A 25,249-nucleotide genomic window follows, 5' to 3' on the forward strand; every position below is an offset into this window, starting at 1 on the left:
CGATACCGCTATGCGTTTCCCCCTCCACCTCTTTCCCACACTCGCCGCGCTCCTCTTTTGCACGCTCGCAGCCTTGCCCGAAGCACTCGCCCAACGCGTGTTTTGGGCCGATTCAGGCACGGGCGACCCCGCCGATATCCAACTCGTTTTTGAGAACTGCAGTCCGAGCACGGCTCCCAGCTTACCCGAACTCACCGAAGCAACCCTTAACTACCGTGGCCAATCCTCGCAGACGCAGATCATCAATTTTTCGCGCACGAGCCTAGTCGTCCTCAGCTACCGACTCCAGATTCGCACGCCCGGCCAAGTGACGATTCCCAGCTTCGCCGTCCAAACAAACGAAGGCGAATTAAGCGTCCCCACTTACACGACCGGCTCCGTCCAGCCCGGCCCCGAAGCCGACATCAAAGCCCGGCTCACTCCACGCAAAACCACCGTCTGGGCTGGCGAGGTCTTTCCGCTCGTTTACTCGATCGATGTCGCCCGCCGCCACTTCAGTAACTTCGCCGAGGCCATCCAGTGGGACGCCGCGCCCCTCGTCGCCGAAGACTGGGCCGACCCCGCCGCCACCGAATCCATGCAGAGCGGCGAATCGCGGCTACACATCGGCTTTGCCACTCGCGCCTACGCCCAAGCGCCCGGCGCGCTTCGGCTCAATCCCGTCCGCCAACTCGTCACCCTAAACCTCGGGCTAGCGCCCGGCGGCTTCGGCTTCTTCCAACAACAACGCCTGGAGCAAGTCACCCTCACGACCAACCAAGCCGAGCTCAACGTCCAGCCGCTCCCGCTCCCCGCGCCCGCCAACTACATCGGCGCAGTCGGCGATTTCACACTAGAGTCAAAAGTCGTACCCCAAGCCGGCACGGTCGGCGAGCCCATCACTTGGACACTCACCCTCTCCGGCACGGGCAACTGGCCCGACATCGCCGGCCTACCGCCACGCACTGTCTCTGCCGATTTCCAAGCCCTCCAGCCGCCCGCCAAGCGCAAACTCGACGACAAAAAACTCTTCGACGGCACACTCACCGAAGATGTCGTCCTCATCCCCACTCGCCCCGGCACCTACACCCTCGAGGCCTTCGAGATTCACACTTTCGACCCTGAAAGCGGCCGCTACCAAACCCACCACATCGCCGAAACGACAATCACCGTAACCGCGGCGCCGACGGCAGCGGGAAGCACAAATGTGGGCAGCCCGACTAGCGTGACTCACAGCGAGCCTTCGCCGCCGCCGGACGCTGCCGCTCGCCTAAGCGGCACAGCCCCAGTGCTAGAGCCGCCCGAAATTGCTGAGCCGCCACAGGGCCTCATTCGCGAGCCAATCGCCACAGGCCGACTCGCTCGCCTTCCCGCCGACTCGCTCGGCCAAGTCGCCACGCGCGCAGCGATTCCCTTTGGCGCAGTCCTCACCACATGGCTCGCACTCGCAGTGCGCCGCGCCCGCAAGCACGACCCACTGCGCCCACGCCGCGAGGCACTGGCCCAAGTCCCCGCAGCGATCGCCGCGCTCCGCGAAAATCAAAACAGTGCACAAGCCCTTCTCACTTGGCAGCGCTTCGCCGCCCGCGCCCACGGACTCGCCCACGCGGCCCCCACAGTGAGCGAGTTCCCCGAGGGCCAGTGGCGCGCGCTCTGGGCCGACAGCGAACGCGCCCTCTACCGCGAAAAAACGCCGCTACCCAGCGACTGGCTCGCCCGCGCCGAAGCCGCACACGCCTCACTCGCGAAAGAAATCCCCGGCACGGCCTGGGCGAGCGCATTTCGCAAAGCCAACCTCCTCCCGTGGCTGACCGCGCTCGCACTGGCCCTCGTCGTTAACCCGCACAGTGCACACGCAGGTGACGCATCCGATAGGCGCAGGGGCGACGACCCTGCGCCAAACAAAAGCGGCTTAGCGCCTGCAGACTCTGCGCTTCCGGCTAACGCGAATCAGCACGCACAGGCCGCATACACTGCTGGTGACTTCGTCGAAGCCGAAGCCCTCTGGCGGGCTACCATCGCGGCGCAGCCCAGCGATTGGACAGCCCGCCACAACCTAGCCCTCGCACTCGCCCAACAAGACCGCTGGGCCGAAGCCGCCGCCCACGCCACCGCCGCGTTTGTCCAAAACCCGAAGAGCGAAGTCACCCGCTGGAACCTCGCCCTCGCGCAGTCAAAGGCGGGCTACACGCCTGCCGAAATCGCCCCCGCGCTCGGCGACGGACTCCGCGCTCGCTTCGCCCAACTCGCCTCGCCCAGCGGCTGGGACTGCGTGATAATCGGCGGCGCAAGCCTCGTCGCGCTCGCGCTCCTGCTCCCACTCTTGCGCGCTTACGGCCTACTCCGCCGCGCCATCAATCCCCCCGCACTCGTGCTTGGCATTTGCGGGATACTGCTCGCCGCGCTCGCGCTCTTTGGCCGCAGCCACTACGGCCTCGCCGCCCATCCACAAGCCGCACTCGTCTGGCGCACAGGCACGCTCTACTCGATTCCCACCGAGGCCGACATCACCCAGCAAAGCGCCCCGCTCTCTGCGGGCACAATCGGCATCACCGAAAAAACCTTCCTCGGCTGGGTCCAGCTCCGCTTCTCCAACGGCCAAACTGGCTGGACCCGCGACACCGAACTCGTCCGCCTATGGACGGCAGCCTCCGACCACTAACCCGATCTCCCCACCCAAGAGGCGGCCAATTTCGCAACGCGGCTCGCGCTTGAAACGGCAACAGACCCTAGGAGAGACGACCGGAAATGATGCGCCACACAGTGCTCCGCACACCATGCCCTCTAGCCCCAAGCCCAGCACCTATGTAGGCCGGCTCGCCCCCTCGCCCACCGGCTACCTGCACGTCGGCCATGCCCGCACCTTCTCAATCGCAACCGAGCGCGCCAAGGCCGCCGACGGCAAACTCCTCTTGCGAATCGACGACCTCGACCGCGAACGCTGCCGCCCCGAATTTACCGAAGCCGCAATCGAAGACCTCCGCGGGCTCGGCCTCCACTGGGACGGCCCGCCCCTCCTTCAAAGCCAACGCCTCCCACTCTACCGCCGCGCACTCGAGACGCTCCACGCCGCCGGCCTCATTTACCCCTGCACCAAAACCCGAAAAGAAATTCGCGCAGCCGCCGCGCGACTCGCGAGCACCCAGCGCGGCCCAAGCAGCCCGCCCCAAGACCGCACAAACGAAGAGCAAGACAGCGAGCCACTTTATCCGCTCCACTTCCGCCCATCCCCCGACTCGCCACTTCCCCCGCTAGGGACGCACATCAGCACGAACTGGCGATTTCGCACACCGGACGGCGACACGCTCCGCTTCGACGACGGCGCACAAGGCGAGCAAATCGCGCAAGTCGGCCACGACTTTGGCGACTTCCTTGTATGGAAAAAAGACGACCTCCCCAGCTACCAACTCGCCTGCGTTGTCGATGATATCGCGTTAGGCATCACCGAAGTCGTCAGAGGCGCCGACCTGCTCCGCTCCACTTTTAGGCAACAGCTCCTCTACCGCGCACTTGGGGCGCAGCCACCCGCCTATTACCACTGCGAACTTGTCCGCGACGAAACCGGCACCCGCCTCGCCAAACGCCGCGCCTCAGCCTCCCTGAGAAACCGCATTCTGTAAGGACGGCTGCACCTCCGCGCTATCCATCCCCGCCCTGAACGACGGGGTTTTCTGCGCTATCCTATCAAAATCCTCATTCCCAAAACTTCTCAGGGGCGACGGTTTTCCCTGAAACCGCTTTATTGGTCACTGGTGCGCAAACTGCGCAAGGTGTGCATCCGGCTTTGACGGTTTCCCCCCGAAAGCCCAAAGGCCCGAGTGCGTGATGCACTCGGGCCTTTGGCGTTTGGTTCGGGAGTTCGGAAGCGCGCTTGGCGGGCCACTGCGAGTTAACTCGCAGCGGCCCATTAGCCAGTTGGCACGCGTTTAGCTGGCGGCGGCGAGGTTACCCACGAGGCCCATCGCTGCTTGGGCTTGGGCCACGGCAGCGGCAACCTCCGCTTCCATCTCGGAGTCGGGTTGCGGCTCACCTAGGTCTTCCACCAGCTCCTCACCAAACGGGAGCGTGATTTTGAGCTGCTTGTATTTCGGCAAGCCAGTGCCCGCCGGAATCAGACGGCCCATGATCACGTTTTCCTTAAAGCCCTTGAGGTCGTCGACCTTGCCGAGAGTCGAGGCGTCGGTGAGGACGCGGGTCGTCTCTTGGAAGGAGGCCGCCGAGATAAAGGACTCGGTCTCCAACGAGGCTTTCGTAATCCCGAGGAGGATAGGCTCAGCCTCAGCTGGCTTACCCCCGGCGGATTCGATGCGGCGGTTTTCGATTAAGAAGTTCGAGCGGTCGACTTGCTCGCCCCAGAAGAACTCGCTATCGCCCGGATCGGTAATCCGCACTTTGCGAAGCATCTGGCGAATGATGATTTCGATGTGCTTGTCGTTAATCGTCACGCCTTGGAGCCGGTAGACTTCTTGCACTTGCGAAATCAGGAAGTCGTAGAGCGCAGCCGGCCCGAGGATTTCCAAAATCTCGTGCGGATCTGCCGCACCTTCGGTGAGGTGCTGGCCTTTGTGAACGACGTCACCCGGCTGCACGATGATGTGCTTACCGGCGGCGATGAGGTGCTCTTCCTCTTGGCCGGTTTCTTCGTTGCGAACGACGACTTTGCGCTTGGCGCGGACGGTGCCTTCGAAGGAAACGACGCCGTCGATGCGCGACATGGCGGCGGCTTCCTTCGGGCAACGCGCTTCAAATAGCTCGGCCACGCGAGGCAGACCGCCGGTGATGTCCTTGGTCTTCGAGGCTTGGCGTGGAGTTTTGGCGAGCAGCGCACCGGGGGCGATAGTGTCGCCTTCGTTAACGGCGATCTGCGCGCCAACCGGAATCGAGTAAGCGGCGAGCGGCTGGTTGCGCGCGTCACGCACTTCGACCTGCGGGTTGAGGTCTTCTTTGTGCTCGATGACGACGGTCGCGATGCGGCCCGAGGATTCGTCGAGCTCGCGCTTCACGGTGACCCCGGGGATCATGTCCTTGAAGACAAGCTTACCGCCCTTTTCGGAGAGCACGGGGATGTTGTAGGGATCCCACTGAGCGAGGACTGCCCCCTTTTCGATGCGCGCGCCGTCGGCGACATGGAGGAAGGAGCCGGCAACGATGTTGTAGCTCTCCAACTCGCGCTCCTCGTCGTCCTGGATTTCGATGGAGCCGGTTTTGTTGAGCACGATGGACGCGCCCTCGGCGGTCTGCACGAGCCGGAGCCCACGATATTTGACCGTGCCGCCTTCGCGGACGCGGATTTCGGGTGTCTTAAATCCGCCCGAAGCCACACCGCCGATGTGGAAGGTGCGCATGGTGAGCTGCGTGCCGGGCTCGCCGATGGATTGGGCGGCGATGATGCCGACCGAGTCACCGATTTTCGCGAGCTTGTTAGTCGCCGGGTTAATGCCGTAGCTCTTGGCGTCGATGCCGCGCGGGCTGTTCGAGGTGAGCGGCGACATGACTTTCACGCGCTCGATACCGACCTCGTCGATCTTCACGGCCATTTCCTCGGTGATGAGGTCGCCGGATGCGACGAGCAGCTCGCTCGGGTTGAGCGGGTTGTAAATGTCGTCGCTGGCGCAGCGGCCCACGATACGTTCGCGCAGGCCCACGATCTCGTCGTCGCCTTCGAAGATGGCCTTCTTCCAAACGCCGTCGCGGTTGCCGCTATCGTCTTCGACGATGACGACATCCATCGCCACGTCGCAAAGCTTACGGGTGAGGTAACCCGCGTCGGCAGTCTTGAGCGCGGTATCGGCCAAGCCCTTACGCGCACCGTGCGTGGAGATAAAGTACTCGAGAACGGTGAGGCCCTCGCGGAACGAGGAGAGGATGGGCCGCTCAATGATTTCGCCGGAGGGCTTGGCCATGAGTCCGCGCGTGCCGCAGAGCTGGCGCACCTGCTGCTTGTTACCGCGCGCACCGGAGTCCATCATGATGTAGACGGGGTTCACTTCCTCGCGCCCGTCGTTTTGTTCGAGCTTGGCGAAGACCTCTTTGGCGATGCGGTCGGTGGTGCCTGTCCAAAGGTCGATGACCTTATTCTTACGCTCACCTTCGGTGATGATACCCTTATTAAACTGGCCTTCGACTTCGGCGATTTTCTTCCGAGTCTCGGCGACGATGTCCTTCTTCGACTCGGGGATAATCATGTCGTCGACGCCGATGGAGATACCGGCGCGGAAGGCGGTCTGGAAGCCGAGGTCCTTGAGCCGGTCGAGCGTATCAACGACTTCTTGCGGGTCGATGCCTTCGAGCTTGGTGGTCTCAAGGATCAAGTCGCCGAGCTTGCCCTTGGGCACGGGGAAGTTCGCGAAGCCGAGGTCGCGCGGCCACACTTGGTTAAAGATAATGCGGCCCACGGTCGTGCGGATAACCTTTTTGAGCGGGTTGCCGTAAGTGGTGCTGCGGCCGTAGTCGGGGTTGGGCACATCGACCCAGTCGTGCATTTTGAGGGCGCCGTCGTCCTTGGCGAACTGCACTTCGTCGAGCCCGGAGAGGAGCGGCACGCGCTCGTCTTTGGCGGGCTTTTTGCGCGGCTCGATTGTGAGGTAGTAGGCACCGAGGACGATGTCTTGCGACGGCGTGAGGATGGGCTTGCCGGAGGAGGGCGAGAAGATGTTGGAGGTCGCCATCATGAGCAGCTTGCACTCGAGGATGGCTTCGAGCGAGAGCGGCACGTGGACAGCCATTTGGTCGCCGTCGAAGTCCGCATTGTACGCGGTGCAAACGAGCGGGTGCACGCGAATCGCCTCGCCCTCGATCAGCACAGGCTCGAAGGCCTGAATCGAGAGCCGGTGCAGCGTGGGCGCACGGTTGAGGAGCACGGGGTGGCCCTTGGTGACTTCTTCGAGGATGTCCCAAACCTCGGGCGACTTTTTCTCAATCATCTTACGCGCGCCGCGCACGGTGTGCACGAAGCCGAGCTCTTTGAGGCGGCGGATGATGAAGGGCTCGAAGAGGACGAGGGCCATCTTCTTGGGCAGGCCGCACTGGTTGAGCTTGAGCTCGGGGCCGATGACGATGACGGAGCGGCCCGAGTAGTCCACGCGCTTACCGAGGAGGTTTTGGCGGAAGCGGCCTTGCTTGCCCTTGAGCATGTCGGAGAGCGACTTGAGCGGGCGGTTTCCTGCACCGGTCACGGGGCGACCGTGGCGACCATTATCGAAGAGAGCATCGACGGCCTCTTGGAGCATCCGCTTTTCGTTGTGGATGATGACGTCGGGCGTCTTGAGCTGCATCAAGTTGCGCAAGCGGTTGTTGCGGTTGATGACGCGGCGGTAGAGGTCGTTGAGGTCGGAGGTCGCGAAGCGGCCGCCTTCGAGCGGGACGACCGGGCGTAGGTCGGGCGGGATGACGGGCAAGACTTCGAGCACCATCCACTCGGGGCGCGAGTGAGACTGGATAAAGCCTTGGATGACTTTGAGCCGCTTGGAGAGTTTCTTCTTAATCTGCTTGGAGCGGGTGGCGCGCATCTGCTCGTGCAGCTCGGCCACGACCGCCTCCATATCGACGCGAGAGAGTGCGTCGCGGACGGCTTCCGCGCCCATTTTCGCCACGAAGGAATCGTCGCCGTATTCGTCGAGGGCTTGGCGATACTCGGTGTCGGTGAGCAGTTGGTGCGGTTCGAGCGGGGTCTTGCCCGGATCGATCACCATGTAGTTCTCGTAGTAGATGACGCGCTCCAGTGCGCGCGCGGTCATGTCGAGCATGAGGCCGAGGCGGCTAGGCATGCTCTTCAAGAACCAGATGTGCGTCACGGGAACCGCGAGCTCGATATGGCCCATGCGCTCGCGGCGCACGCGGGCGACCGTCACTTCAGTGCCGCAACGATCGCAAACGACGTCCTTGAATTTGATGCGTTTGTATTTGCCGCAAGCGCACTCGTAGTCGCGCACGGGCCCAAAGATCTTTTGGCAAAACAGACCGCCGGGCTCGGGCTTAAACGTGCGGTAGTTGATCGTCTCGGGGTTCTTGACCTCGCCGCGCGACCATTTGCGGATGACTTCGGGCGAAGCGACCGTGATGGACACGCAGTCGAAGGGGCTCTCGGCCTCGCCGAGTGCGCTGCGGGCTTCGTCACGGGCGTGTGCGCCGAGGGTTTCAGAAGGTTGTATGCTCATGTGTGTGCTCTGTGGTGGGCTGCTGCTGACTGTAGCGGATGCTGCATTGCGCGAGTGTCTCGGCTGGGCGGGAAGGCGTTCGGCACGGGTCAAGTGCCGAAGCCCAGCGAGTCGCGTTTGTTGAGCTTAATGTCCAAGCCGAGGGACTGGATTTCCTTAATCAAAACGTTAAAGGACTCGGGCGTGCCGGCCTGTAGCGTGTTATCGCCCTTGACGAGCGATTCGTAGATTTTGGTGCGGCCTTGCACGTCGTCGGACTTGACGGTGAGCAACTCCTGGAGGGTGTGCGCCGCGCCGTAAGCTTCGAGCGCCCAGACCTCCATCTCGCCGTAGCGTTGGCCGCCGTATTGGGCTTTGCCGCCGAGCGGTTGCTGGGTGACGAGCGAGTAAGGGCCAACCGCGCGAGCGTGAATCTTGTGCGACACGAGGTGGTTTAGCTTCATCATGTAGATGTAGCCCACGACGACTTGCTGGTCGATTTGCTCACCGGTGCGCCCGTCGTAGAGGACGCTCTTGCTGGAGGTCGGCAGGCCCGCCTCTTTCAAATATTCGCGCACGCGCTTTTCGGGGATGCCGTCGAAGACCGGAGTCGCGACCTTGATGCCGAGCTTTTTGCAAGCCCAGCCCAGATGCGTCTCCAAAACCTGGCCGACGTTCATGCGCGAGGGCACACCGAGCGGGTTAAGGCAGATTTGCACCGGAGTGCCGTCCGGCAAGAAGGGCATGTCTTCCTCGGGCACGATTTTGGCAACGACGCCTTTGTTACCGTGGCGGCCCGCCATCTTGTCGCCGACTTCGAGCTTATGCTTCGTGGCGATGTAAACTTTAACCTGCTTGATGGAGCCGGTGCCGTCGCCTTCGCCCGCCTCGATCGCGGCCACCTTACGGTCGCGGTCGCCTTCCAACTCATCGAACTTCACTTGGAAGGAGCCGATGATTTCCATGATCTTGATGCGCACCGGCGAGGGGTCGATCTCGACGTGCTTGGCGACCGCCGCGAGTTTGCGCAGGAGCGTCTTGGTGATCTTGCGGTTGGCGGGGATGATGATTTCGCCGGTATCGCCGTTGCTCACGTCGAGCGGGATTTTTTCGCCAAGGAGGATGTTGGACAATGCCTCAGTGAGGCCCTCGCGCAGCTTGTCCATTTGGGTCTTAAACTCCTCTTGGATTTGCTTGGCTTGGCGGCGGCGATCGGAGGGCGAGAGCCGCTCAATCTCGTTGTCGATGCGTGAGGAGACTTTCACGTCCATCACGATACCCGCCGCGCCGGAGGGCACAATGAGCGAGGTGTCCTTCACGTCAGCGGCCTTTTCGCCGAAGATCGCGCGAAGGAGTTTCTCTTCGGGCGCGAGCTCGGTTTCAGACTTGGGCGTGATTTTCCCGACGAGGATGTCACCGGGTTTTACCTCCGCGCCCACACGGATGACGCCATTATGGTCGAGGTTTTTGAGGGCCTCTTCGCCGACATTGGGGATGTCGCGCGTGATTTCCTCCGGCCCGAGCTTCGTGTCGCGTGCAGCGACCTCAAACTCTTGGATGTGGATCGAGGTGAAGATGTCCTCTTTTAGGACTTTCTCGGAGATGAGAATCGCGTCCTCAAAGTTGTAGCCGTTCCACGGCATGAAGGCGACGAGTACGTTGCGCCCGAGCGCGATCTCGCCCTTTTCGGTAGAGGGGCCGTCGGCGATAATTTGGTCGGCCTTTACCTTGTCGCCGATTCGGACGAGCGGCTTTTGGTTGAAGCAAGTGCCTGCGTTCGAGCGCATGAATTTGCGCAACTCGTAAACGTAGGTGCCGCTCTTGGCGTCGGTCTTGAGCGTGCGCGGGAGTTCGCCGTCCTTGGTGATGACGATGCGGTTGGCATCGACAGAGGCGACGGTGCCCGCCGCTTCGGCCACGACGACAATCTTCGAGTCGCGGGCGACGCGCTCCTCAATGCCCGTGCCCACAAAGGGCGACTCGGCTTGGAGCAGCGGCACACCTTGGCGTTGCATGTTCGCGCCCATGAGTGCGCGGTTGGCGTCGTCGTGCTCAAGGAAGGGAATCATCCCAGCGGCGATCGAGATGACCTGCTTGGGCGAGACGTCCATGTAATCGACCTCGGAGGCGGGGACTTCTAGGAACTCGCCGTCCTTACGCACGGTGACTTTGCCGACGAAGTTGCCCTTGGCGTCGATCTCGGCGTTGGCCTGCGCGATGACTTTAGCCTCTTCTTGATCGGCGGTGAGGTAGTCGATCTCGTCGGTCGCGCGCCCGCCTTTGACCACGCGGTAAGGCGTCTCGATGAAGCCGAACTCGTTAACGCGGGCGTAGGTCGAGAGCGAATTGATGAGACCGATGTTCGGCCCTTCGGGCGTCTCGATGGGGCAAATCCGGCCGTAGTGCGAGGGGTGCACGTCGCGCACCTCGAAGCCCGCGCGGTCGCGGTTTAGACCGCCCGGCCCGAGCGCGGAGAGGCGGCGCTTGTGCGTCACTTCGGCGAGCGGGTTGATCTGGTCCATGAACTGCGAGAGCTGCGAACGCGCAAAAAAGTCGCGAATGACCGTCGTGAGGGCCTTCGGGTTGATGAGTTTTTGCGGCGTGATCGAGTCGACGCTTTGGTCGTACATCGTCATCCGCTCGCGGACGAGTCGCTCGGTGCGGCTGAGCCCGAGGCGGCATTGGTTGGCCAAAAGTTCGCCGACGGTGCGCACGCGGCGCGAGCCGAGGTGGTCGATATCGTCCACGACGCCCTCACCGCGCTTGAGGCGCACGAGGTATTTGGTCGCACCGACGACGTCGCCCGACTCCAGGATGCGCTGCTCCAGCTCGACCTTAAGGCCGAGCTTTTGGTTGACTTTGTAGCGGCCCACACGCCCGAGGTCGTAGCGCTTCGGGTCGAAGAAGAGCCGCTTGAGGAGGGCCTTGGCGTTGGCCGTGGTGGGCGGCTCGCCGGGGCGGAGGCGTTTGTAAATTTCCTTGAGGGCTTCTTCCTCGTTGCGCGTCGGGTCTTTCTTTAGCGCACGGATGATCGCGCCTTCGTCGTTGGCGGTGTCGATGACGCGAATGGTCTCGATGTCGTGCTTTTCGAAAGTGCGGACGATCTGCTTGGTGAGTGGCTCAAAGGCACGGGCGAGGACGACGCCCTTTTGGGCGTCGATGGCGTCCTCGACCAAGACGAGCGTGGAGACGTTCTCCATCTCCAGGGCTTTGGAGACTTTGAGGCTCTTGATCTCGTAGAAGAGGTTGAGGATGTCGATGTCGCTGGAGTAGCCGACGGCGCGCAGGAGCGTCGTGATGAGGAATTTGCGGCGGCGGCGGCGGCGGTCCAGATAGACGTAGAGCAGGTCGCTGTTGTCGAACTGCACTTCGAGCCAAGTGCCGCGGTCGGGGATGATGCGGAAGGAGTGCAGGAGCTTGCCGTTGGGGTGCGGCGTGACCTCGAAAGCGATACCGGGCGAGCGGTGCAGCTGCGAGACGACGACGCGCTCCGCGCCGTTAATGATGAACGAGCCGCGGTCAGTGACCATCGGGATTTCGCCCATGTAAATCTCTTCGTCCTTAATGAAGTCTTCTTCGCGAAGCCGCAGCTTCACGTAGAGCGGCACCGAGTAAGTAATGCCGTCGCGGATACAGCCGATCTCGGTGTTCTTGGGCTCGCCGAGCGTGTAGGAGACGTACTCGAGCGTCAGGCGGCCATCGTAGGACTCGATGGGAAACACTTCGCGGAAAACCGCCTCTAGGCCCTGCGGCTTACGCTGCTTGTCGGGCACGCCTTTCTGCAAGAAGTCCAGATACGAGGTAATCTGAATCTCGATGAGATTCGGCGGCTGGATGACTTCGTGAAGTTTGCCGAAGTTGATGCGTTCAGAGAGTGTGCGGTCGGCCATGTAAGGATACCCAGTTAGAGACGGTGGAGGAAAGCGGCGCGGCGATGCGAATGATGAAAGTGGTGAGACGAGGGGTTAAGCTCGCTCCCCAAAAGAGCCGCATCGCTCTGATAAAACTGCGATGTGGGAAAAGGCAAAGGACAGGCCGCGAAAACGCACGGCCTGCCCCGTAAAAATCGGATGTTGTGGGAAAAGTTCGGCCAAGTGCGGTTACTTGAGTTCGACCTTCGCGCCAGCAGCTTCGAGTTTCTTCTTGATCTCTTCGGCCTCTTCTTTGGCCGCGCCTTCCTTGATGGGCTTGGGCGCACCTTCGACGAGGTCTTTGGCTTCCTTAAGGCCGAGGCCAGTAATGGCGCGGACCTCCTTAATGACGCCGATCTTGTTACCACCCGCTTCAGCGAGGATAACGTCGAACTCGGTCTTCTCCTCAGCAGGCGCAGCGGCGGCGGCGGCAGGGCCAGCGGCGACGACAGCAGCAGCGGCGGAAACGCCCCACTTCTCTTCGAGGTCTTTGACGAGTGCGGCGAGTTCGAGGACGGGCTGCGCGGAGAGCCACTCGATGACTTGGTCTTTGGTGATGTTGCTCATGGTATGGTCTTTCTAGAAACGGCTAGCGGCCTCGGGAGGAGTGAGGCGCGTTTAAGAGACGTATCCCCTAGCCTGTTTTCTTTTGCGGAGCGCAGCGCGGGCCGAATCGTGGACGCACTGCACTCCTCAAATTTTCGTTGGGTTAAAGGGTTTGGGTTAAACGGGAATGCTTAGGCTTCGGCGGGTGCAGCGGCAGCCTCGGCGGCAGGCGCTTCAGCAGCAGCAGGTGCCTCGCTCGCCGCTTCGGCAGCGGGCGCGCCCTCGTTGTCCTTCTTAACCTTGGCGTCGAGGACGCGGACAAAGGCGGAGGCGTTGGCCTGCAGCAGGCTGAGGAACTGAGCGCGGAGCGCGTCGAAGGAGGGCAAGTCGGCAATCGCGGAAAGCTCGGCTGCGCTGACGAGCTTTTGCTCCATCACGCCTAGCTTGATTTCCAGCTTCTGCTTCGACTCGAAGAACTTCTTTAAAACCTTGGCGACTCCGGCGGAGTTTTCTCCACCGACGACGATCGCGGTCGGGCCTTTTAGGGACTCGTCGATGTCGGGTAGTCCGAGGCCCTTAGCGGCGACGCGCAGCGAGCTGTTTTTGACGACGTGGAACTCGGCCTTCTCGGCAGCGAGCGACGTGCGCAGCTCGGCAACATCGGAGACGGTGATGCCAGCGAAGTTCGTCAGGATCACGTAATCCGACTTCTTGAGGTGGGTCTCCACCTCGGCGACTAGATATTGTTTTTCGGCTCTCATGGTCGGCGTGTCCTTTAGAATTTGTTGAACTCGGAGGAGGCGAGGCGGATGCCCGGGCTCATCGTGGCGGCGAGCGCGATGCTCTTGATGTAGCCGCTGCCTTTGAAGGTAGCGGGGCGCGCCTTGCCAATGGCCTCAATGACGGTCTGCGCGTTCTCTAAGATTTGCTCGTTGGTGAAGGAGCGTTTGCCGACGCCGAGCGCGATGTTGCCCGACTTGTCCATTTTGAACTCCACGCGGCCGGCCTTTACCGCCTTGATGCCGCCGGCGATATCGTCGGTGACGGTGCCGCTCTTCGGGTTGGGCATGAGGCCCTTGGGGCCGAGGACGCGGGCCAGCGTGCGGACTTGCTTCATGGCTTCGGTGGTCGCGATCGCCACGTCGAAATCGAGCCAGCCTTCACTGACTTTGGCCATGAGGTCTTGCAGACCGGCATGGTCGGCACCGGCGGCGAGGGCCGCTTCGGCATCGTCAGTAAAGACGGCCACGCGGACGGTTTTACCCGAGCCATTGGGCAGCGGCGTGGTGCCGCGCACCATTTGTTCACCTGCGGTCGGGTCGACGCCGAGGCGGAAGGCGAGTTCGACCGTTTCGTCGAATTTCGTCTTCGGGAATTTGGCAAGAATCTCCACTGCCTCTTGCAGTGAGTAGTCCTTGGTGAGGTCAGCGACCTGTGTGCCGCTGACGTAGCGCTTACTTTTTTTATCCATTTAATGACTCCTTGCGGTGCGTGCGTCCGGCATGCCGGACTCCCGCGTTGAGTTGCTGTGTTGGGGAGAGTGATTTGGAACCCGGGCGCTTTGTCGCCGCCGCACGGCTGCGGCGGAAAGGCCCGAGGGCAGAGACTTAATCGACGACTTCGAGGCCCATGTTGCGGGCGGTGCCAGCGATGATCTTGATGCCCGCCTCTTCGTCGTTCGCGTTGAGATCCTTGGCCTTGATCTTGTAAATCTCGGCAAGCTGGGCGCGGGTGACTTTGCCGACCTTATCCTTGTTCGGCGCGGCGGAGCCGGAGGCGATGTTGGCCGCCTTCTTGAGCAAGACCGCTGCGGGCGGCGACTTGAGGATGAAGGTAAAGCTCTTGTCCGCGTAGACGGTAATGACCACGGGCAGAATCATCCCGTTCTGGTCTTTGGTCTTGGCGTTAAATTCTTTACAGAACGCCATGATGTTCACGCCTTGCGCGCCCAGTGCGGGGCCGACGGGAGGCGCGGGGTTAGCGGCACCGGCGGGGAGTTGGAGGCGGATATATCCTTGGATCTTCTTAGCCATGTGGAGAGTGGTGAGTGGTTGGCAGTGTTAGTGTGGGAGGGACTTCGGCGGTGAGAGAGGCACGCACTAATCGGTAAGGCGCTGCACCTGCCAATATTCGAGCTCGACCGGCGTGAACCGGCCAAAAATGGAAACCGATATTTTGAGTTTGCTGCGCTCCGGGTCGATCTCGTCGATGCGCCCCGTGAGGTTGGTAAACGCCCCGTCGGTGATGCGCACTTCCTCGCCGACGGTGTATTGCACTTTGGGCACCTCGGTGCCTTGGGCGGCGGCGATGCGCGCAAAAATCTCGTCAACATCCGCTTGTTTGAGCGCGGCGGGACGCTCGCCACCGACGAAGCCGATGACCCCGGTGACCTCTTTTACGAAATACCAAGGCTTGTTGATGACATTGTGCTCCTCGTCGTAGAGGTGCATGTGGATGAAGACGTAGCCCGGGTAGAGCTTGCGGACTTTCGTCGTCTTCTTGCCGTGCTTGCCTTCGGAAACGGTCTCGGTCGGCAGCAGGACTTCAAAAATGTGATCATCCAGCTCCTCGATGCTCTTAAACTTATCGATGTAGGTCTTTACCTTGTTTTCCTGACCGGCGAGCGTGTGCAGGGCAAACCATTGAGCGGTAACGGGAGCGATAATGTCAGAAGCCATGCGGTGGAGGATACGGGCAGGAGCGAAGGGGCTGGGTAGTATAGGGCGCGGCGCTGTGCGGTTCGTCGCAGCGCACTTAGCTCACGAGCTTGGTGAATAGGTCGACGAATTGATACAGCGAAAAGTCGCTAATACTCGTAAACAGGCCCAGCAGAACGGACGCGATAATGACGACCACGGTATAGTCGCGCAGCTCGGTCTTAGTCGGCCACGAAGCTTTTTGCAGCTCGCCGACTAGCTCTGAGAAAAAAAGACGCGTCCGACTGAAAAATTTCATGTGAATTGTCTACCGAAAAAAGCTGGCAGGGGCGGAGGGACTCGAACCCCCAACCGACGGTTTTGGAGACCGCTACTCTACCAATTGAGCTACACCCCTGTGGAAAATCTTATTCTTAGACGACCAAGCCGAGGCCCCGAATCGAGACCTCGGCGAGGCGGTTAAACCCTTATCAGAGAAGCGTTCGATCTTATTCGATGATTTCGGTGATACGACCGGCACCGATGGTGCGACCGCCTTCGCGGATGGCGAACTTCTGGGTCTTCTCCATCGCGATAGGCGAGATCAGCTCGATCTCGACCGCGATGTTGTCCCCAGGCATGACCATCTCGACGCCCTCGGGCAGGTTGACCACACCCGTCACGTCAGTCGTGCGGAAGTAGAACTGCGGGCGGTAGCCGTTGAAGAACGGCGTGTGGCGGCCACCTTCGTCCTTGGAGAGGACATAAATCTCGGCTTTGGCCTTCTTGTGCGGGGTGATCGACTTCGGGGCGGCGAGCACTTGGCCGCGCTCAATCGCATCCTTATCAATACCGCGAAGGAGGATACCGACGTTGTCACCGGCTTGGCCGCTTTCGAGCAGCTTGCGGAACATTTCGATACCGGTAACGACGGTGGTTTGCGTGTCGCGCAGGCCCACGATTTCGACGTTGTCGTTGACCTTAACGAGGCCGCGCTCGATGCGACCCGTGGCAACGGTGCCGCGGCCCGTGATCGAGAACACGTCCTCGACCGACATCAGGAAGGGCTTGTCCATCTCGCGCGCCGGCTCGGGGATTTCCTTGTCGATCGCGTCCATCAGCGCGCTGATGGCGGCTTCGCCTTCGGGCGTGCCTTCGAGAGCGGCGGTCGCGGAACCGCGGACGATTACGGCGTTGTCACCGTCAAACTGGTATTTGGAGAGCAGCTCGCGGATCTCCATCTCGACGAGTTCGAGCAACTCGGGGTCGTCGATGAGGTCGACCTTGTTGAGGAACACGACGAGCTTCGGCACGCCGACTTGGCGAGCGAGAAGGATGTGCTCGCGGGTCTGGGGCATCGGGCCGTCCGCAGCGGAAACGACGAGAATCGCGCCGTCCATCTGCGCCGCACCGGTGATCATGTTCTTAACGAAGTCCGCGTGACCCGGGCAGTCGACGTGGGCGTAGTGGCGGTTCGCGGTCTCATACTCCACGTGAGCCACCGAGATCGTCACGATCTTCGAGGCGTCGCGGACGGTGCCGCCCTTAGCGATGTCCGCGTAGGTTTTGACCTCGGCGAGGCCCTTACGCGCCTGAACGGCGAGGATAGCGGTCGTCGTGGTGGTTTTACCGTGGTCGACGTGGCCGATAGTGCCCACGTTAACGTGCGGTTTGGTGCGTTCGAATGTGCCTTTAGCCATGTGAGTTGAGACTGTGTGTTAGACTGGATGTGACCTCGAAAGCTTTACGTCGCTGAAGCCTTGCGACGTTGACCTGGAGCCCAGAACCGGATTTGAACCGGCGACCTCGTCCTTACCAAGGACGTGCTCTGCCAACTGAGCTATCTGGGCAGGAGTAGGGAGGGTCAAAAAAACAAAGAGAACGGTGACGCTGCTAAGCACGTTTTCTGCCGTCAACGGCAATTTTAGGGTTTTATTCAAAAACTGCGCGGACAGGCGACCACCCTGCAGCTCGGCTTGCCCACAGCCTCTCAGGGCCCAGCCAAAATCTGATAAACACCGGGCCCGACGCGCTCGCCCAAGTGCAAGCCGCTCACCACGTAATCGCGGAAAAACTCGTCCACGGCCTCCACGCCCGAACTGTGCACGAGCGTCACCGGGCCCACGAGCCCCGCCGCATCAATCACCGCAGCCAGTTCCAGGGGCTGCCAATTAGCCGCGCCCGCTGGGGTGGTAGGCGGCACGAGGTCGCGCACGACGACCCGCCGTGCCGTCGCCGTTTCCCGCACCTCCAGCCTGCCGCTGCGCTCCGGCAGTCGCGCCGGCTCCTCGGCGCCACGCCCGATTACCGAAAGGCCGACGCCATCTTCATCCGAAAACACGAGTTCAGCGGCGCGCAGCTCTGCGGAGTCGGTGTTTCCCAAAAGTCCGCTCCCGATACCTTCGCGCGCAAAACTCAGCTGCGGCGCGTAGTCCTCAAACAACTCTTCGGCCTCCTGCAAAATAGTCTCTGGCATATCGACTGCGCCCGCGTTCCAGCGCGTCGGCAAAAACAGGGGGCTCGGGTCAAAAAACAATGCTTCGGCGGCGACTAAGTCACTCTCGCCGTGCGGCGATTGCTGGCTGCGAATCGGCTGCAAACCGACCGGCTGCGCAGCGCGATTCCGGCTCGGGGCAGTGCGCGCGACCTCGCTCGGCTCCAGCTCTCCCCCCAGATTAAGAGAGAGCAGCCCAAGCAGAAGCAGCAGGGCAAGCGCAGCCACGGCAAGCGCCGCGCCCCACAGTCGGCGCGGCGAGTCCTCAGGCCTCGGCCCGACGCGCTTCGAGCCGCCACTCATTCGCCAGCCCCCTCTCCTGCTCGTCTGGCACTCGACTCCGGCTCCAGCGCGGCGATTTGCACGCGAAACCCATAGCTCTGTGCCGCACTCGTCACCGCCGCCAAATCCGCCACAGAAATCCCCGCGCCCGCGCGAATCAAAAGCACGGGTTGCACCGAGGACGGCGAAGCGACTTCGCCCTCCGACTGCGGCACGCCCGTGTTGGGCGACGCGCCGACAGGCGATGGCTGTGCGCCTCGCAGCGGCTCGCCAGATAAGCCAGTCGAAGACTGCACGGCTAACCACCCCTCGATTTGCTCCAAGGGCAGCGCACCATCGTCCGTAAAAATCAGCCCGGAGCCCACCATACTGATGACATGCATCGTGCGCACTGCGCCACCGCGGGCGCCGCCGAGTTCGGGCAAGTAAAAGTCAACCCCGAGCCCCGGCGCCAAAACGAAGCGCGACCCAAAGAGCCCGAAGAAGAGCACGAGTGCCCCCACGTTTACCCAAAATAGCGCGTCGAAGCTGCGCGGGGCCACCCGCAGTCGCGAGCTAAGCTCGAGCGGGCGCGTAATCATGCCACCGCGCCCTCCCCTAGCGACGCACTCTGCGCGATTTCGGCCGCGTTACTCGGCACTCCCGCTTGTCCTGATTTTTCCGATACAGAGCCTTCAGTAGTTGAGGCGGCGCTGGCTCCCGAGCGTTGGTAGTCCGTTAGCAAATACCGCATGATTTCGTTCCCCGCCCACTCGATATCGCGCACAATCGCCCGCACGCGGCCCGCCAAAAAGTGCTGCGCGAGGTGTGCGGGGATCGCCAGCAGGAGCCCCCCGACCGAGCAAAGGAGTGCCTGCCACATGCCCTCCGAGAGCGCACTCGCCGTCGCGTAGTCGCGCTCGAACGCATAAAACGTCGTCGCCATCCCAAGCACCGTTCCGAGTAGCCCGACGAGCGGGGCGACTTGCGCGATTGCCGCGATGGACCCCAGCCGCCGCTCCAGCCCGGGCAGCTCAATGACCGCCGCTTCCTGCACCTCGAAGCGCAGCCGGTCGGCGTCGTCTTCGGCATGTAAGAGCGCGGCCTTGACCACTGCCGCGACCGGCCCGGGCGTCTCCTCGCACACGGTCAACGCCTCGACGATCCTGCGCTTGGCGAGGATGTTCTTAATCCCGCCCAAAAACTCCGCCGCCTTTATCTGCCCGCGATGCAGGTAAAACACCCGCTCCATAAACAAGACCAGACACAGGAACCCGAGCACGAGCAGCACCCACATCATCGGCCCGCCACGGGCGAATAAGCTAAAATCAGTGAAAGCCATTTTTTTAGGGAATTATTGGGGAGTTCGTAGTGGGGGATGCTATCCTAGGCTCAATCATCGAGCGCGCTGAGCCGCTGATCTCCACCGGTGCGCGCGAGTCGGTCTTCGGCGAGGGAAGCTCCGGGCAGACCTGTTTTCAAAATTAACGCCCACGCCTCACGCGCTTGATCGAGACGCGACTGACGTTCGTAGAGCGCACCGAGCTCAAGCAGCGTGCGGGTCATCCAGTAGCGACCACGCACCCCCAGTTGCGAGGCCATGCGCTCATCGAGCAAAAACGCCGTCACCACGTCGCGCCACCACACCGCCTCCGCTTGGTCGGCTTGGCCGCCGCGCAGCATCAAGTGCCCGAGGTTAAGCCCCGCCTCCACGCGCACATCCACTGGCGCATCCACACGGTCGCGGAGCTGCTCGAAAAGCACGAGCGCACGGCCCGTGTGAGCCGAGTCGTTCATCGATTGCGCGTTGTGACACTCCGCGAGCGCGAGTTGCGCGAGGAGCACATCGGGGTGCTGCGGGTAGTTATTGAGAAGCGACTCATAAACCTGCTGCGCCTGCGGAAACTGGTTTAGCTTGCGCAGCAAGTCGCCCTGCTTGAGCCGCGCATAAAACACCAAGGGACTCTGCGGGTAGCGCGTCACCATCTGCTCAATTAGCTTGTTCGCCTCCTCTAGGTTCGCGTCCTGCCCGCGCCGCTCGGCTTGGAGCGCAGCTTGGTAACGCCCGTAGGGGGCATAGGTCGGATTATCGGGAAAGTCATCCGCAAGCTTCGTGTAAAGCTGCTGTGCCTCGACCGTCTGCCCCTGCCCCGCATAGTAACCGGCCTCCACAATCAGCGATTGCACCGCCGCATTCGAGCGCGCGGAGGCTTCGCGCACTTCTTGGAGCAAGGCGACCGCCTCTTCGCGACGCCCTAGGCGAAAGAGCGACTCGGCCTTCAGCAGCGCACACGAACTGCGCAGCTCCTCCGCCAAGGCCTCGCCCACGCCTTCCGGCATCCACTCGATCAGCGCATCGGCCAGCCGCAAGGTCTCCTCCGGCTCACCCGCGAGCAGCGAAAGCCGGGCCTGAAGCCAACGCATCCGCGCCTGTAGTTCGGGCGGCAGCGCAGACGGCGTGCGCGACGCCGCAGACGCGTCGCCCGCCGAGTCCTCCGCCACCAAGCGACTGACGCGCTCGTAAGCCTCGACCATCCGGCCCTCGCGTTGCAAAGCCCGCGCTAAGTTCCACTCCGCCTGCCAGCGGCTTACCGCATCGAAACGCGAATCCGCCGCCAACTCATTGAGCACCTCCGACGCCGTCGCCAAGCGCCCCGCCTCAATCTCCGACAACACGCGTTGAAACATCAAGTCGCCCACGCTCGCAATTAACAGACTTGGCGCAACCTCCCCACTCGGCGGTAGCAAGTCCCGAATAACCGCCGTATACGCATCCGCTGCGTTCAGATAGTCCCGCGCCCGAAACCACGCCTCCGCCACCAACACGCCCAACGAAAACCGCTGTAGCGAAATCGCCTCACCCGCATGGGGCGGCGCGCCTGATGCATGGGGCGGCGCTCCTAAAGCCGCCGCAGCCTGCGCGGCAAAGTCGGCTGACGCCCGATAGCGAAACTGCTCCCACGCGCAGCTCATCAACACGCCGTAAGCCTCCGCCTTCCGCTGCGAGCCCGGAAACTTTTCCAAAAGCGCCCGGGCGTCTCGCTCTGCTTGCGCATAACGCTTTGCCGACAGCGCGAGCTGCGCGCGCACCAGCAACAAATCATCCAAAATCGGATGCGCTGGCGACGCCTCCAAAAGCTGATCCAAATCCCGCTCAAGCTGGCCCACGCCACCCATCCCGCCCGCGCCCTCACCGGCAGAGACCTGGGCCAAAAGGTGTAAGCCCGCACGCTGTTTCGCAGGGTCGCTCCCGCTCGCGACCAAGTTGCGCAACGCCACTCGCCCGGGCCCGCTCTCCGCTCCAGCGATTAACCCGAGCAAGAGCTGAAAATCGTCGCGCTCACCGCGCAACGTCGCGGGCAAGGCCATAAGCTGCTGCTGCAATACCGCGACCGCCTCGCCCTTGCGCCCCAGCGCGTCGAGCATCGCCGCATACGTCCGCGCAAAATGCAGCCCAGCCGTGCGCCCACGCAGTCGCTCCATATTCCGCCGCGCCTCCGCAGCCGCCGCCTCGCTCACCTCGCCTACGCGCAGCAAGCCCCGCGCTCGCGCCAGCACAAACCTCGCCTGCGCTTCGGGAGACGCCGCGCCCGACTCCGCCTGCTCAAAAAACGAACGCGCAGCCCCCGCCGATCCTGCCGCATCGGCCAACACCCCCTGTAAAAACAAGGCCCACGCGCGCTCCTCGCTTGGCAACTCATCCGGCCTAAAACTCCCCACCAGTCGCCGCGCCTCCACAAAGTCCCTGCGCGCCGCCGCCAACAGCCCCGCCCTCAACCGCCACTGCGCCCCGCGCTCCGCCTCCGGCACTTCGCCCAAAACCACTGCCGCCTCCGCAAAGCGCCCATCGTCCATCAACGCCGTCACCAAGCCCAAGCGCAGCATTTTAGAAAATTCTGTCCCCAGGCCTTTGCCATCTGGCGGCAATCGATCGCCGCCCGCGTTGGGCGACGAGCCACCAGGAGTTGATGAGCGCTCGGGAGCTAGGGCTGCCCCGTGCACGTCGTCAGGTCGCGCGCCAGATCGAACACTCGCAGATTGAAGTAAGTCCCGATAGAGCACCACCGCCGCCGAAGGAAAACCCAAGCGCAAGGCCCGCTGCGCCGCCATCAAGTCTAGCGCGACCTCGCCTGCACTCGCCTCTGCACCGGTCGCTAGGGCCTGCCCCTCGCCGCCCTCAGCCGCCCCGACAAACGGCGTTGGCAAATGTAAGGGCTCCGATCTCTCGGCTGGCTGCGCCTCCCCCTCCTGCATGCGAAAAACCGCCGCCAAACCAAGGAGTAAAAGAAATGCCGTGCGCCTGCGCATAATTCGTTTTTCGGACGCTCCCCCCCGCCCCGCAACACTCAACCGCGTTTGTCAGGAAGGGCGTAACCAAAGCCCGAAATTCCCCGTTCTCCCCGCTATCGAATTCGCGCCTCGGCGGCGAACGCCCAAGCCCTCTGTCCGCAACACCAGCCTCAAAACGCCCGCCGCGGGTCCCAGCCCTTTGAGTGGCGCAGGCCCCACACGCACGCCATCCGCGCAGCAAAGGCTATTTTGTGGGCTTTCTTTGTCGCGCCTCGGGCTCTGGGCTCCACTGTCGCCCGCTCACACGACAAACTACGTATGTCCCCCGCAGAAGCCTCCCCCGCTCCCCAAGCCGGCTCGCCCCACAGCTCACCGGCGCACTCCGACGCTCGACGTTGGCAACTTTTAGGCAATCGACTGCTCGCCTTCCTCGGGGCCGCCCTCCTCGCCGCCGCCCTCATCTTCTTTTTCGCCTACAACTGGGCCGAGCTGCACCGCTTCGCGAAATTCGCAGTCGGCTTCGGCGCTTTCCTTACGGCCGCCGCATTTGCGCTTACTAGCACAGGACGCCGCCAAAACGGGGCCGCGCCCAATCTGGAAGCGCGCACTGCCCGCCGGCGCGCCGCACTCTTTGCCGCCACGCTGTGCATTGGCGCGCTGCTCGCGCTCATCGGCCAAGTTTACCAAACGGGAGCTGATCTCTGGGAGCTCTTCGCCCTATGGGCACTGCTCGTCATCCCCTTCGCGCTTCTGGCGCGCAGCGTAGAGACATGGCTCTTATGGCTCAGTGTCGCCAACACCGCCCTCATCCTTTGGCTAAACCAAACGGAAGCTTTCGGCAGGCATACCAACGCACTGGCCGGCCACCTGCTCTGCTGCGTCGCCTTCAACACCGCCTGTCTGCTCCTCGCCGAACGCTTCGCACGCGCCCGACCCTTCACCCCCAATCGTGCCCTGCCCCGCGTCGCCGCGTTCCTCGCGCTGGGCGAGCTCTGCGTCGGAGCTTGCGTCGGAGTGTTTAGCGAAGACTTCGCCCACCTCATCCCGCTCTTCATCGCAGCTGCAGTGCTCATGATTGCCCTCTACCGGCACTACCGCTTCGACCTGGTCATGCTCGCGATGAGCGGCTCCGGAGCGATCGCCTTTGGCACAGTCGCACTCGCCAGGATACTTAGGGGAATACCCCTCGAGCTGTCCTCCATCCTTTGCGCCAGCTTCCTCATCGTCAGCTCGGGGCTGTTCATCGCTTGGCTCATCCAGCTCCACCGCAGCCAAAAGCCCCAAAGCCCCGATGCAAAACAACCAACTCGCGACGCCCTGCCGATCGAAGCGAGCACCGCCGCCAATCAGACTTCGGCTGACCCAGTAACGACACCTGCGACCGCCCCCACGACTACAGCGCCAAGCCCCTCAAAGAAAGAGCCGGCCCCTCCATTGTGGCTGAGTGGCCTCCAAGGCATCGCCGCGTGGATTGCCGCGGCCATGCTCGCTAGCTCGCTCGCAACCCCTTTCTGGCTCTTTGAAGGCGGAGTCTGGTTCATCGCCCTCGCCTTCATCGGTGGCTCAATCGCCCTGTTTTACAAGGTGCGCAACTTAGTGTTTTTCGACCAAGCCGCCCTCGCGCTCTCCTTTGCAGGCCAAGCCCTTCTGTACGTCTCCTTTTCCGAACACTGGAACGACCTCAGCGACAAAGGCGCACTCACGCTCTCGATCATCGTCGCACTGGCACTCTTCGCGCTACGCACGACGCTGCTGCACCGCACGCTGTGCCTGCTGTGGGCAATCACTTGCCTCTACTTGATCGTGGAGCCCGGCTATGAAACGCACGTCCTCTTCGGCCTCGGCTTTAGCACGCTCACGATCCTGCTCTGGCTAGGGCGCCCCCGCTGGACTGCGCACAAACTCGGCGAATACGTCCTCTCGCTCGCCCATGCGAGCAGCCTCATCGCGTGGGGCTTACTCGGGTGGAATTACTTTTATAACCACGTCATTTTCTGGAAGCACCCGGAGGCGCCGCACGACTTCGCACTCCTCTACTCCACCGTCTCCGCGGCGATCCTAGTCGGCCTCGTTGCTTGGCTGTGCCGCCCACTCTACGCAAACGCCGACGCCCCTGAACGCGCGAAAAAACAAGCCGCCCTCCTGCTCTGCGCTGCCGGCCTCTTCGCGGCCCTCGCCTATCGCGACCCCGCACTCGTCCTCTGCGCCGCGCTTCTACTAGGAACCTACGCCGCCCGCGAACGCTCTTGGTTCACCGCCATGCTCGGCGCGCTGCCCCTCCTTATTTGGCAACTCTACTACAACATGGAGCAGACGCTGCTCATGCGCGCCCTCACGCTCGCAGGCTCAGGCGCACTGCTCCTCGGACTGCGCAAAGCGATCGCGCTGCTCGCTCTCGATAACCTGACGGCACCGCTGAGAACGGAAGCTGTGCCCCTGCGCCGCAAAGAAACCGGGGACTGCGCCCTCTTCGGCCCCTTCCAACGCGGCACCGCCGCCGCTGCTGCGCTCGTCCTCGCGCTTTGCCTCTGGGGCATCTGGAGTAACGAACGCGTCCTCGCCCACGGCCGCCCCATCCTCGTGAAGCTCGCGCCCGTCGACCCACGCAGCCTCATGCAAGGCGACTACATGCGACTACGTTACGCGATAGAGCATGATTTGCTTCTGCACATGCCCCAAGGCTGGAAGCGCATCCCTAGGTCAAGCTACGCCTACGTCGTGCTCGACGAGCAAGGCCGCGCGATCACTGTGCACTCCATCGGCTCGCAGCTCACGCCACTCCCCGAAGGCGCAAGTCTTGCTGTCAAGCTGCTCGGGAAACCCTACAGCCCCAGCATCGCCGCCAAAGAGTTTTTCTTCCAAGAAGGCCGAGGCGAAATTTACGAAACGGCCAAATGGGCCGAGCTGCGCGTCGCCCCAAGCGGCAAGGCCCTACTCCTCAACCTGCGCGACGAATCCCTCGAAATCCTCGGCGAGACAAAACGATGACCAGAAGCA

The 25,249-nt window shown here is 62.5% G+C and carries 16 protein-coding genes and 2 tRNA genes; 3 read left to right on the plus strand and 15 right to left on the minus strand.

Annotation, left to right across the window (positions count from 1 at the left end):
- Positions 1-10 precede the first annotated feature (10 nt).
- Both AXK12_RS04935 and gluQRS read left to right on the plus strand, forming a co-directional pair.
- Positions 11-2,641 carry a BatD family protein gene (locus AXK12_RS04935; RefSeq protein ID WP_068712058.1) on the plus strand — a complete coding sequence of 877 codons (2,631 nt, stop codon included), beginning with the start codon at positions 11-13 and terminating at the stop codon, positions 2,639-2,641.
- A 115-nt stretch (positions 2,642-2,756) separates the two neighbouring features.
- Positions 2,757-3,599, plus strand: a complete 843-nt coding sequence (gene gluQRS, locus AXK12_RS04940; RefSeq protein WP_068712063.1) for a tRNA glutamyl-Q(34) synthetase GluQRS — start codon at positions 2,757-2,759, stop codon at positions 3,597-3,599.
- Between the two features lie 306 nt (positions 3,600-3,905).
- On the opposite strand, the gene rpoC is transcribed toward gluQRS, so the two are convergent.
- The 15 genes from rpoC to AXK12_RS05015 all read right to left on the minus strand — a co-directional run bounded on the left by rpoC (position 3,906) and on the right by AXK12_RS05015 (position 22,168).
- Positions 3,906-8,135: a DNA-directed RNA polymerase subunit beta' gene (gene rpoC / locus AXK12_RS04945; RefSeq protein WP_068712065.1), complete on the minus strand. Its 4,230-nt coding sequence runs from the start codon at positions 8,133-8,135 to the stop codon at positions 3,906-3,908.
- An 89-nt stretch (positions 8,136-8,224) separates the two neighbouring features.
- A complete protein-coding gene (rpoB, locus tag AXK12_RS04950; RefSeq protein WP_068712070.1) occupies positions 8,225-12,004 on the minus strand; it encodes a DNA-directed RNA polymerase subunit beta in 3,780 nt (1,259 codons plus the stop codon).
- A 210-nt stretch (positions 12,005-12,214) separates the two neighbouring features.
- Positions 12,215-12,592, minus strand: a complete 378-nt coding sequence (gene rplL / locus AXK12_RS04955; protein ID WP_068712072.1) for a 50S ribosomal protein L7/L12 — start codon at positions 12,590-12,592, stop codon at positions 12,215-12,217.
- Positions 12,593-12,762: 170 nt separating this feature from the next.
- Complete coding sequence (gene rplJ, locus AXK12_RS04960; protein WP_068712079.1) at positions 12,763-13,332, minus strand: 50S ribosomal protein L10; 570 nt, start codon at positions 13,330-13,332, stop codon at positions 12,763-12,765.
- A 14-nt stretch (positions 13,333-13,346) separates the two neighbouring features.
- Positions 13,347-14,042 carry a 50S ribosomal protein L1 gene (rplA, locus tag AXK12_RS04965; protein ID WP_068712080.1) on the minus strand — a complete coding sequence of 232 codons (696 nt, stop codon included), beginning with the start codon at positions 14,040-14,042 and terminating at the stop codon, positions 13,347-13,349.
- Between the two features lie 136 nt (positions 14,043-14,178).
- Positions 14,179-14,604: a 50S ribosomal protein L11 gene (gene rplK / locus AXK12_RS04970; RefSeq protein ID WP_068630741.1), complete on the minus strand. Its 426-nt coding sequence runs from the start codon at positions 14,602-14,604 to the stop codon at positions 14,179-14,181.
- Between the two features lie 66 nt (positions 14,605-14,670).
- Complete coding sequence (gene nusG, locus AXK12_RS04975) at positions 14,671-15,249, minus strand: transcription termination/antitermination protein NusG (protein WP_068712082.1); 579 nt, start codon at positions 15,247-15,249, stop codon at positions 14,671-14,673.
- 76 nt (positions 15,250-15,325) lie between these two features.
- Entirely contained in the window at positions 15,326-15,526 is a 201-nt protein-coding gene (gene secE / locus AXK12_RS04980) for a preprotein translocase subunit SecE (RefSeq protein ID WP_068712083.1), read from the minus strand.
- A gap of 23 nt (positions 15,527-15,549) precedes the next feature.
- Positions 15,550-15,625, minus strand: a tRNA-Trp gene (locus AXK12_RS04985).
- Between the two features lie 91 nt (positions 15,626-15,716).
- Complete coding sequence (gene tuf / locus AXK12_RS04990; protein WP_068712084.1) at positions 15,717-16,907, minus strand: elongation factor Tu; 1,191 nt, start codon at positions 16,905-16,907, stop codon at positions 15,717-15,719.
- A gap of 74 nt (positions 16,908-16,981) precedes the next feature.
- Positions 16,982-17,057 (minus strand) — tRNA-Thr (locus AXK12_RS04995).
- Between the two features lie 140 nt (positions 17,058-17,197).
- The gene (locus AXK12_RS05000; RefSeq protein WP_068712086.1) at positions 17,198-18,004 is read right to left on the minus strand and encodes a hypothetical protein; all 807 of its coding nucleotides are present in this window, start codon (positions 18,002-18,004) and stop codon (positions 17,198-17,200) included.
- On the minus strand, positions 18,001-18,564 hold the full coding sequence (locus tag AXK12_RS05005) for a hypothetical protein (protein WP_068712088.1): 564 nt from the start codon (positions 18,562-18,564) through the stop codon (positions 18,001-18,003). The genes AXK12_RS05000 and AXK12_RS05005 overlap by 4 nt, the downstream gene beginning before the upstream one ends.
- Positions 18,561-19,304 carry a MotA/TolQ/ExbB proton channel family protein gene (locus AXK12_RS05010; protein WP_068712089.1) on the minus strand — a complete coding sequence of 248 codons (744 nt, stop codon included), beginning with the start codon at positions 19,302-19,304 and terminating at the stop codon, positions 18,561-18,563. The genes AXK12_RS05005 and AXK12_RS05010 overlap by 4 nt, the downstream gene beginning before the upstream one ends.
- A 50-nt stretch (positions 19,305-19,354) precedes the next feature.
- Complete coding sequence (locus AXK12_RS05015) at positions 19,355-22,168, minus strand: tetratricopeptide repeat protein (RefSeq protein ID WP_156468884.1); 2,814 nt, start codon at positions 22,166-22,168, stop codon at positions 19,355-19,357.
- 402 nt (positions 22,169-22,570) lie between these two features.
- On the opposite strand from AXK12_RS05015, the gene AXK12_RS05020 reads away from it, so the two are divergent.
- Positions 22,571-25,240: a GDYXXLXY domain-containing protein gene (locus AXK12_RS05020; protein ID WP_068712092.1), complete on the plus strand. Its 2,670-nt coding sequence runs from the start codon at positions 22,571-22,573 to the stop codon at positions 25,238-25,240.
- Positions 25,241-25,249 lie beyond the last annotated feature (9 nt).

This window comes from Cephaloticoccus capnophilus (genome assembly GCF_001580045.1).
GTDB lineage: Bacteria > Verrucomicrobiota > Verrucomicrobiia > Opitutales > Opitutaceae > Cephaloticoccus > Cephaloticoccus capnophilus.

Coding starts and splice junctions, on each gene's coding strand:
- AXK12_RS04935 (WP_068712058.1), top strand. CDS start 11: ATGCGTTTCCCCCTCCACCTCTTTCCCACACTCGCCGCGCTCCTCTTT.
- gluQRS (WP_068712063.1), top strand. CDS start 2,757: ATGCCCTCTAGCCCCAAGCCCAGCACCTATGTAGGCCGGCTCGCCCCC.
- rpoC (WP_068712065.1), bottom strand. CDS start 8,135: ATGAGCATACAACCTTCTGAAACCCTCGGCGCACACGCCCGTGACGAA.
- rpoB (WP_068712070.1), bottom strand. CDS start 12,004: ATGGCCGACCGCACACTCTCTGAACGCATCAACTTCGGCAAACTTCAC.
- rplL (WP_068712072.1), bottom strand. CDS start 12,592: ATGAGCAACATCACCAAAGACCAAGTCATCGAGTGGCTCTCCGCGCAG.
- rplJ (WP_068712079.1), bottom strand. CDS start 13,332: ATGAGAGCCGAAAAACAATATCTAGTCGCCGAGGTGGAGACCCACCTC.
- rplA (WP_068712080.1), bottom strand. CDS start 14,042: ATGGATAAAAAAAGTAAGCGCTACGTCAGCGGCACACAGGTCGCTGAC.
- rplK (WP_068630741.1), bottom strand. CDS start 14,604: ATGGCTAAGAAGATCCAAGGATATATCCGCCTCCAACTCCCCGCCGGT.
- nusG (WP_068712082.1), bottom strand. CDS start 15,249: ATGGCTTCTGACATTATCGCTCCCGTTACCGCTCAATGGTTTGCCCTG.
- secE (WP_068712083.1), bottom strand. CDS start 15,526: ATGAAATTTTTCAGTCGGACGCGTCTTTTTTTCTCAGAGCTAGTCGGC.
- tuf (WP_068712084.1), bottom strand. CDS start 16,907: ATGGCTAAAGGCACATTCGAACGCACCAAACCGCACGTTAACGTGGGC.
- AXK12_RS05000 (WP_068712086.1), bottom strand. CDS start 18,004: ATGAGTGGCGGCTCGAAGCGCGTCGGGCCGAGGCCTGAGGACTCGCCG.
- AXK12_RS05005 (WP_068712088.1), bottom strand. CDS start 18,564: ATGATTACGCGCCCGCTCGAGCTTAGCTCGCGACTGCGGGTGGCCCCG.
- AXK12_RS05010 (WP_068712089.1), bottom strand. CDS start 19,304: ATGGCTTTCACTGATTTTAGCTTATTCGCCCGTGGCGGGCCGATGATG.
- AXK12_RS05020 (WP_068712092.1), top strand. CDS start 22,571: ATGTCCCCCGCAGAAGCCTCCCCCGCTCCCCAAGCCGGCTCGCCCCAC.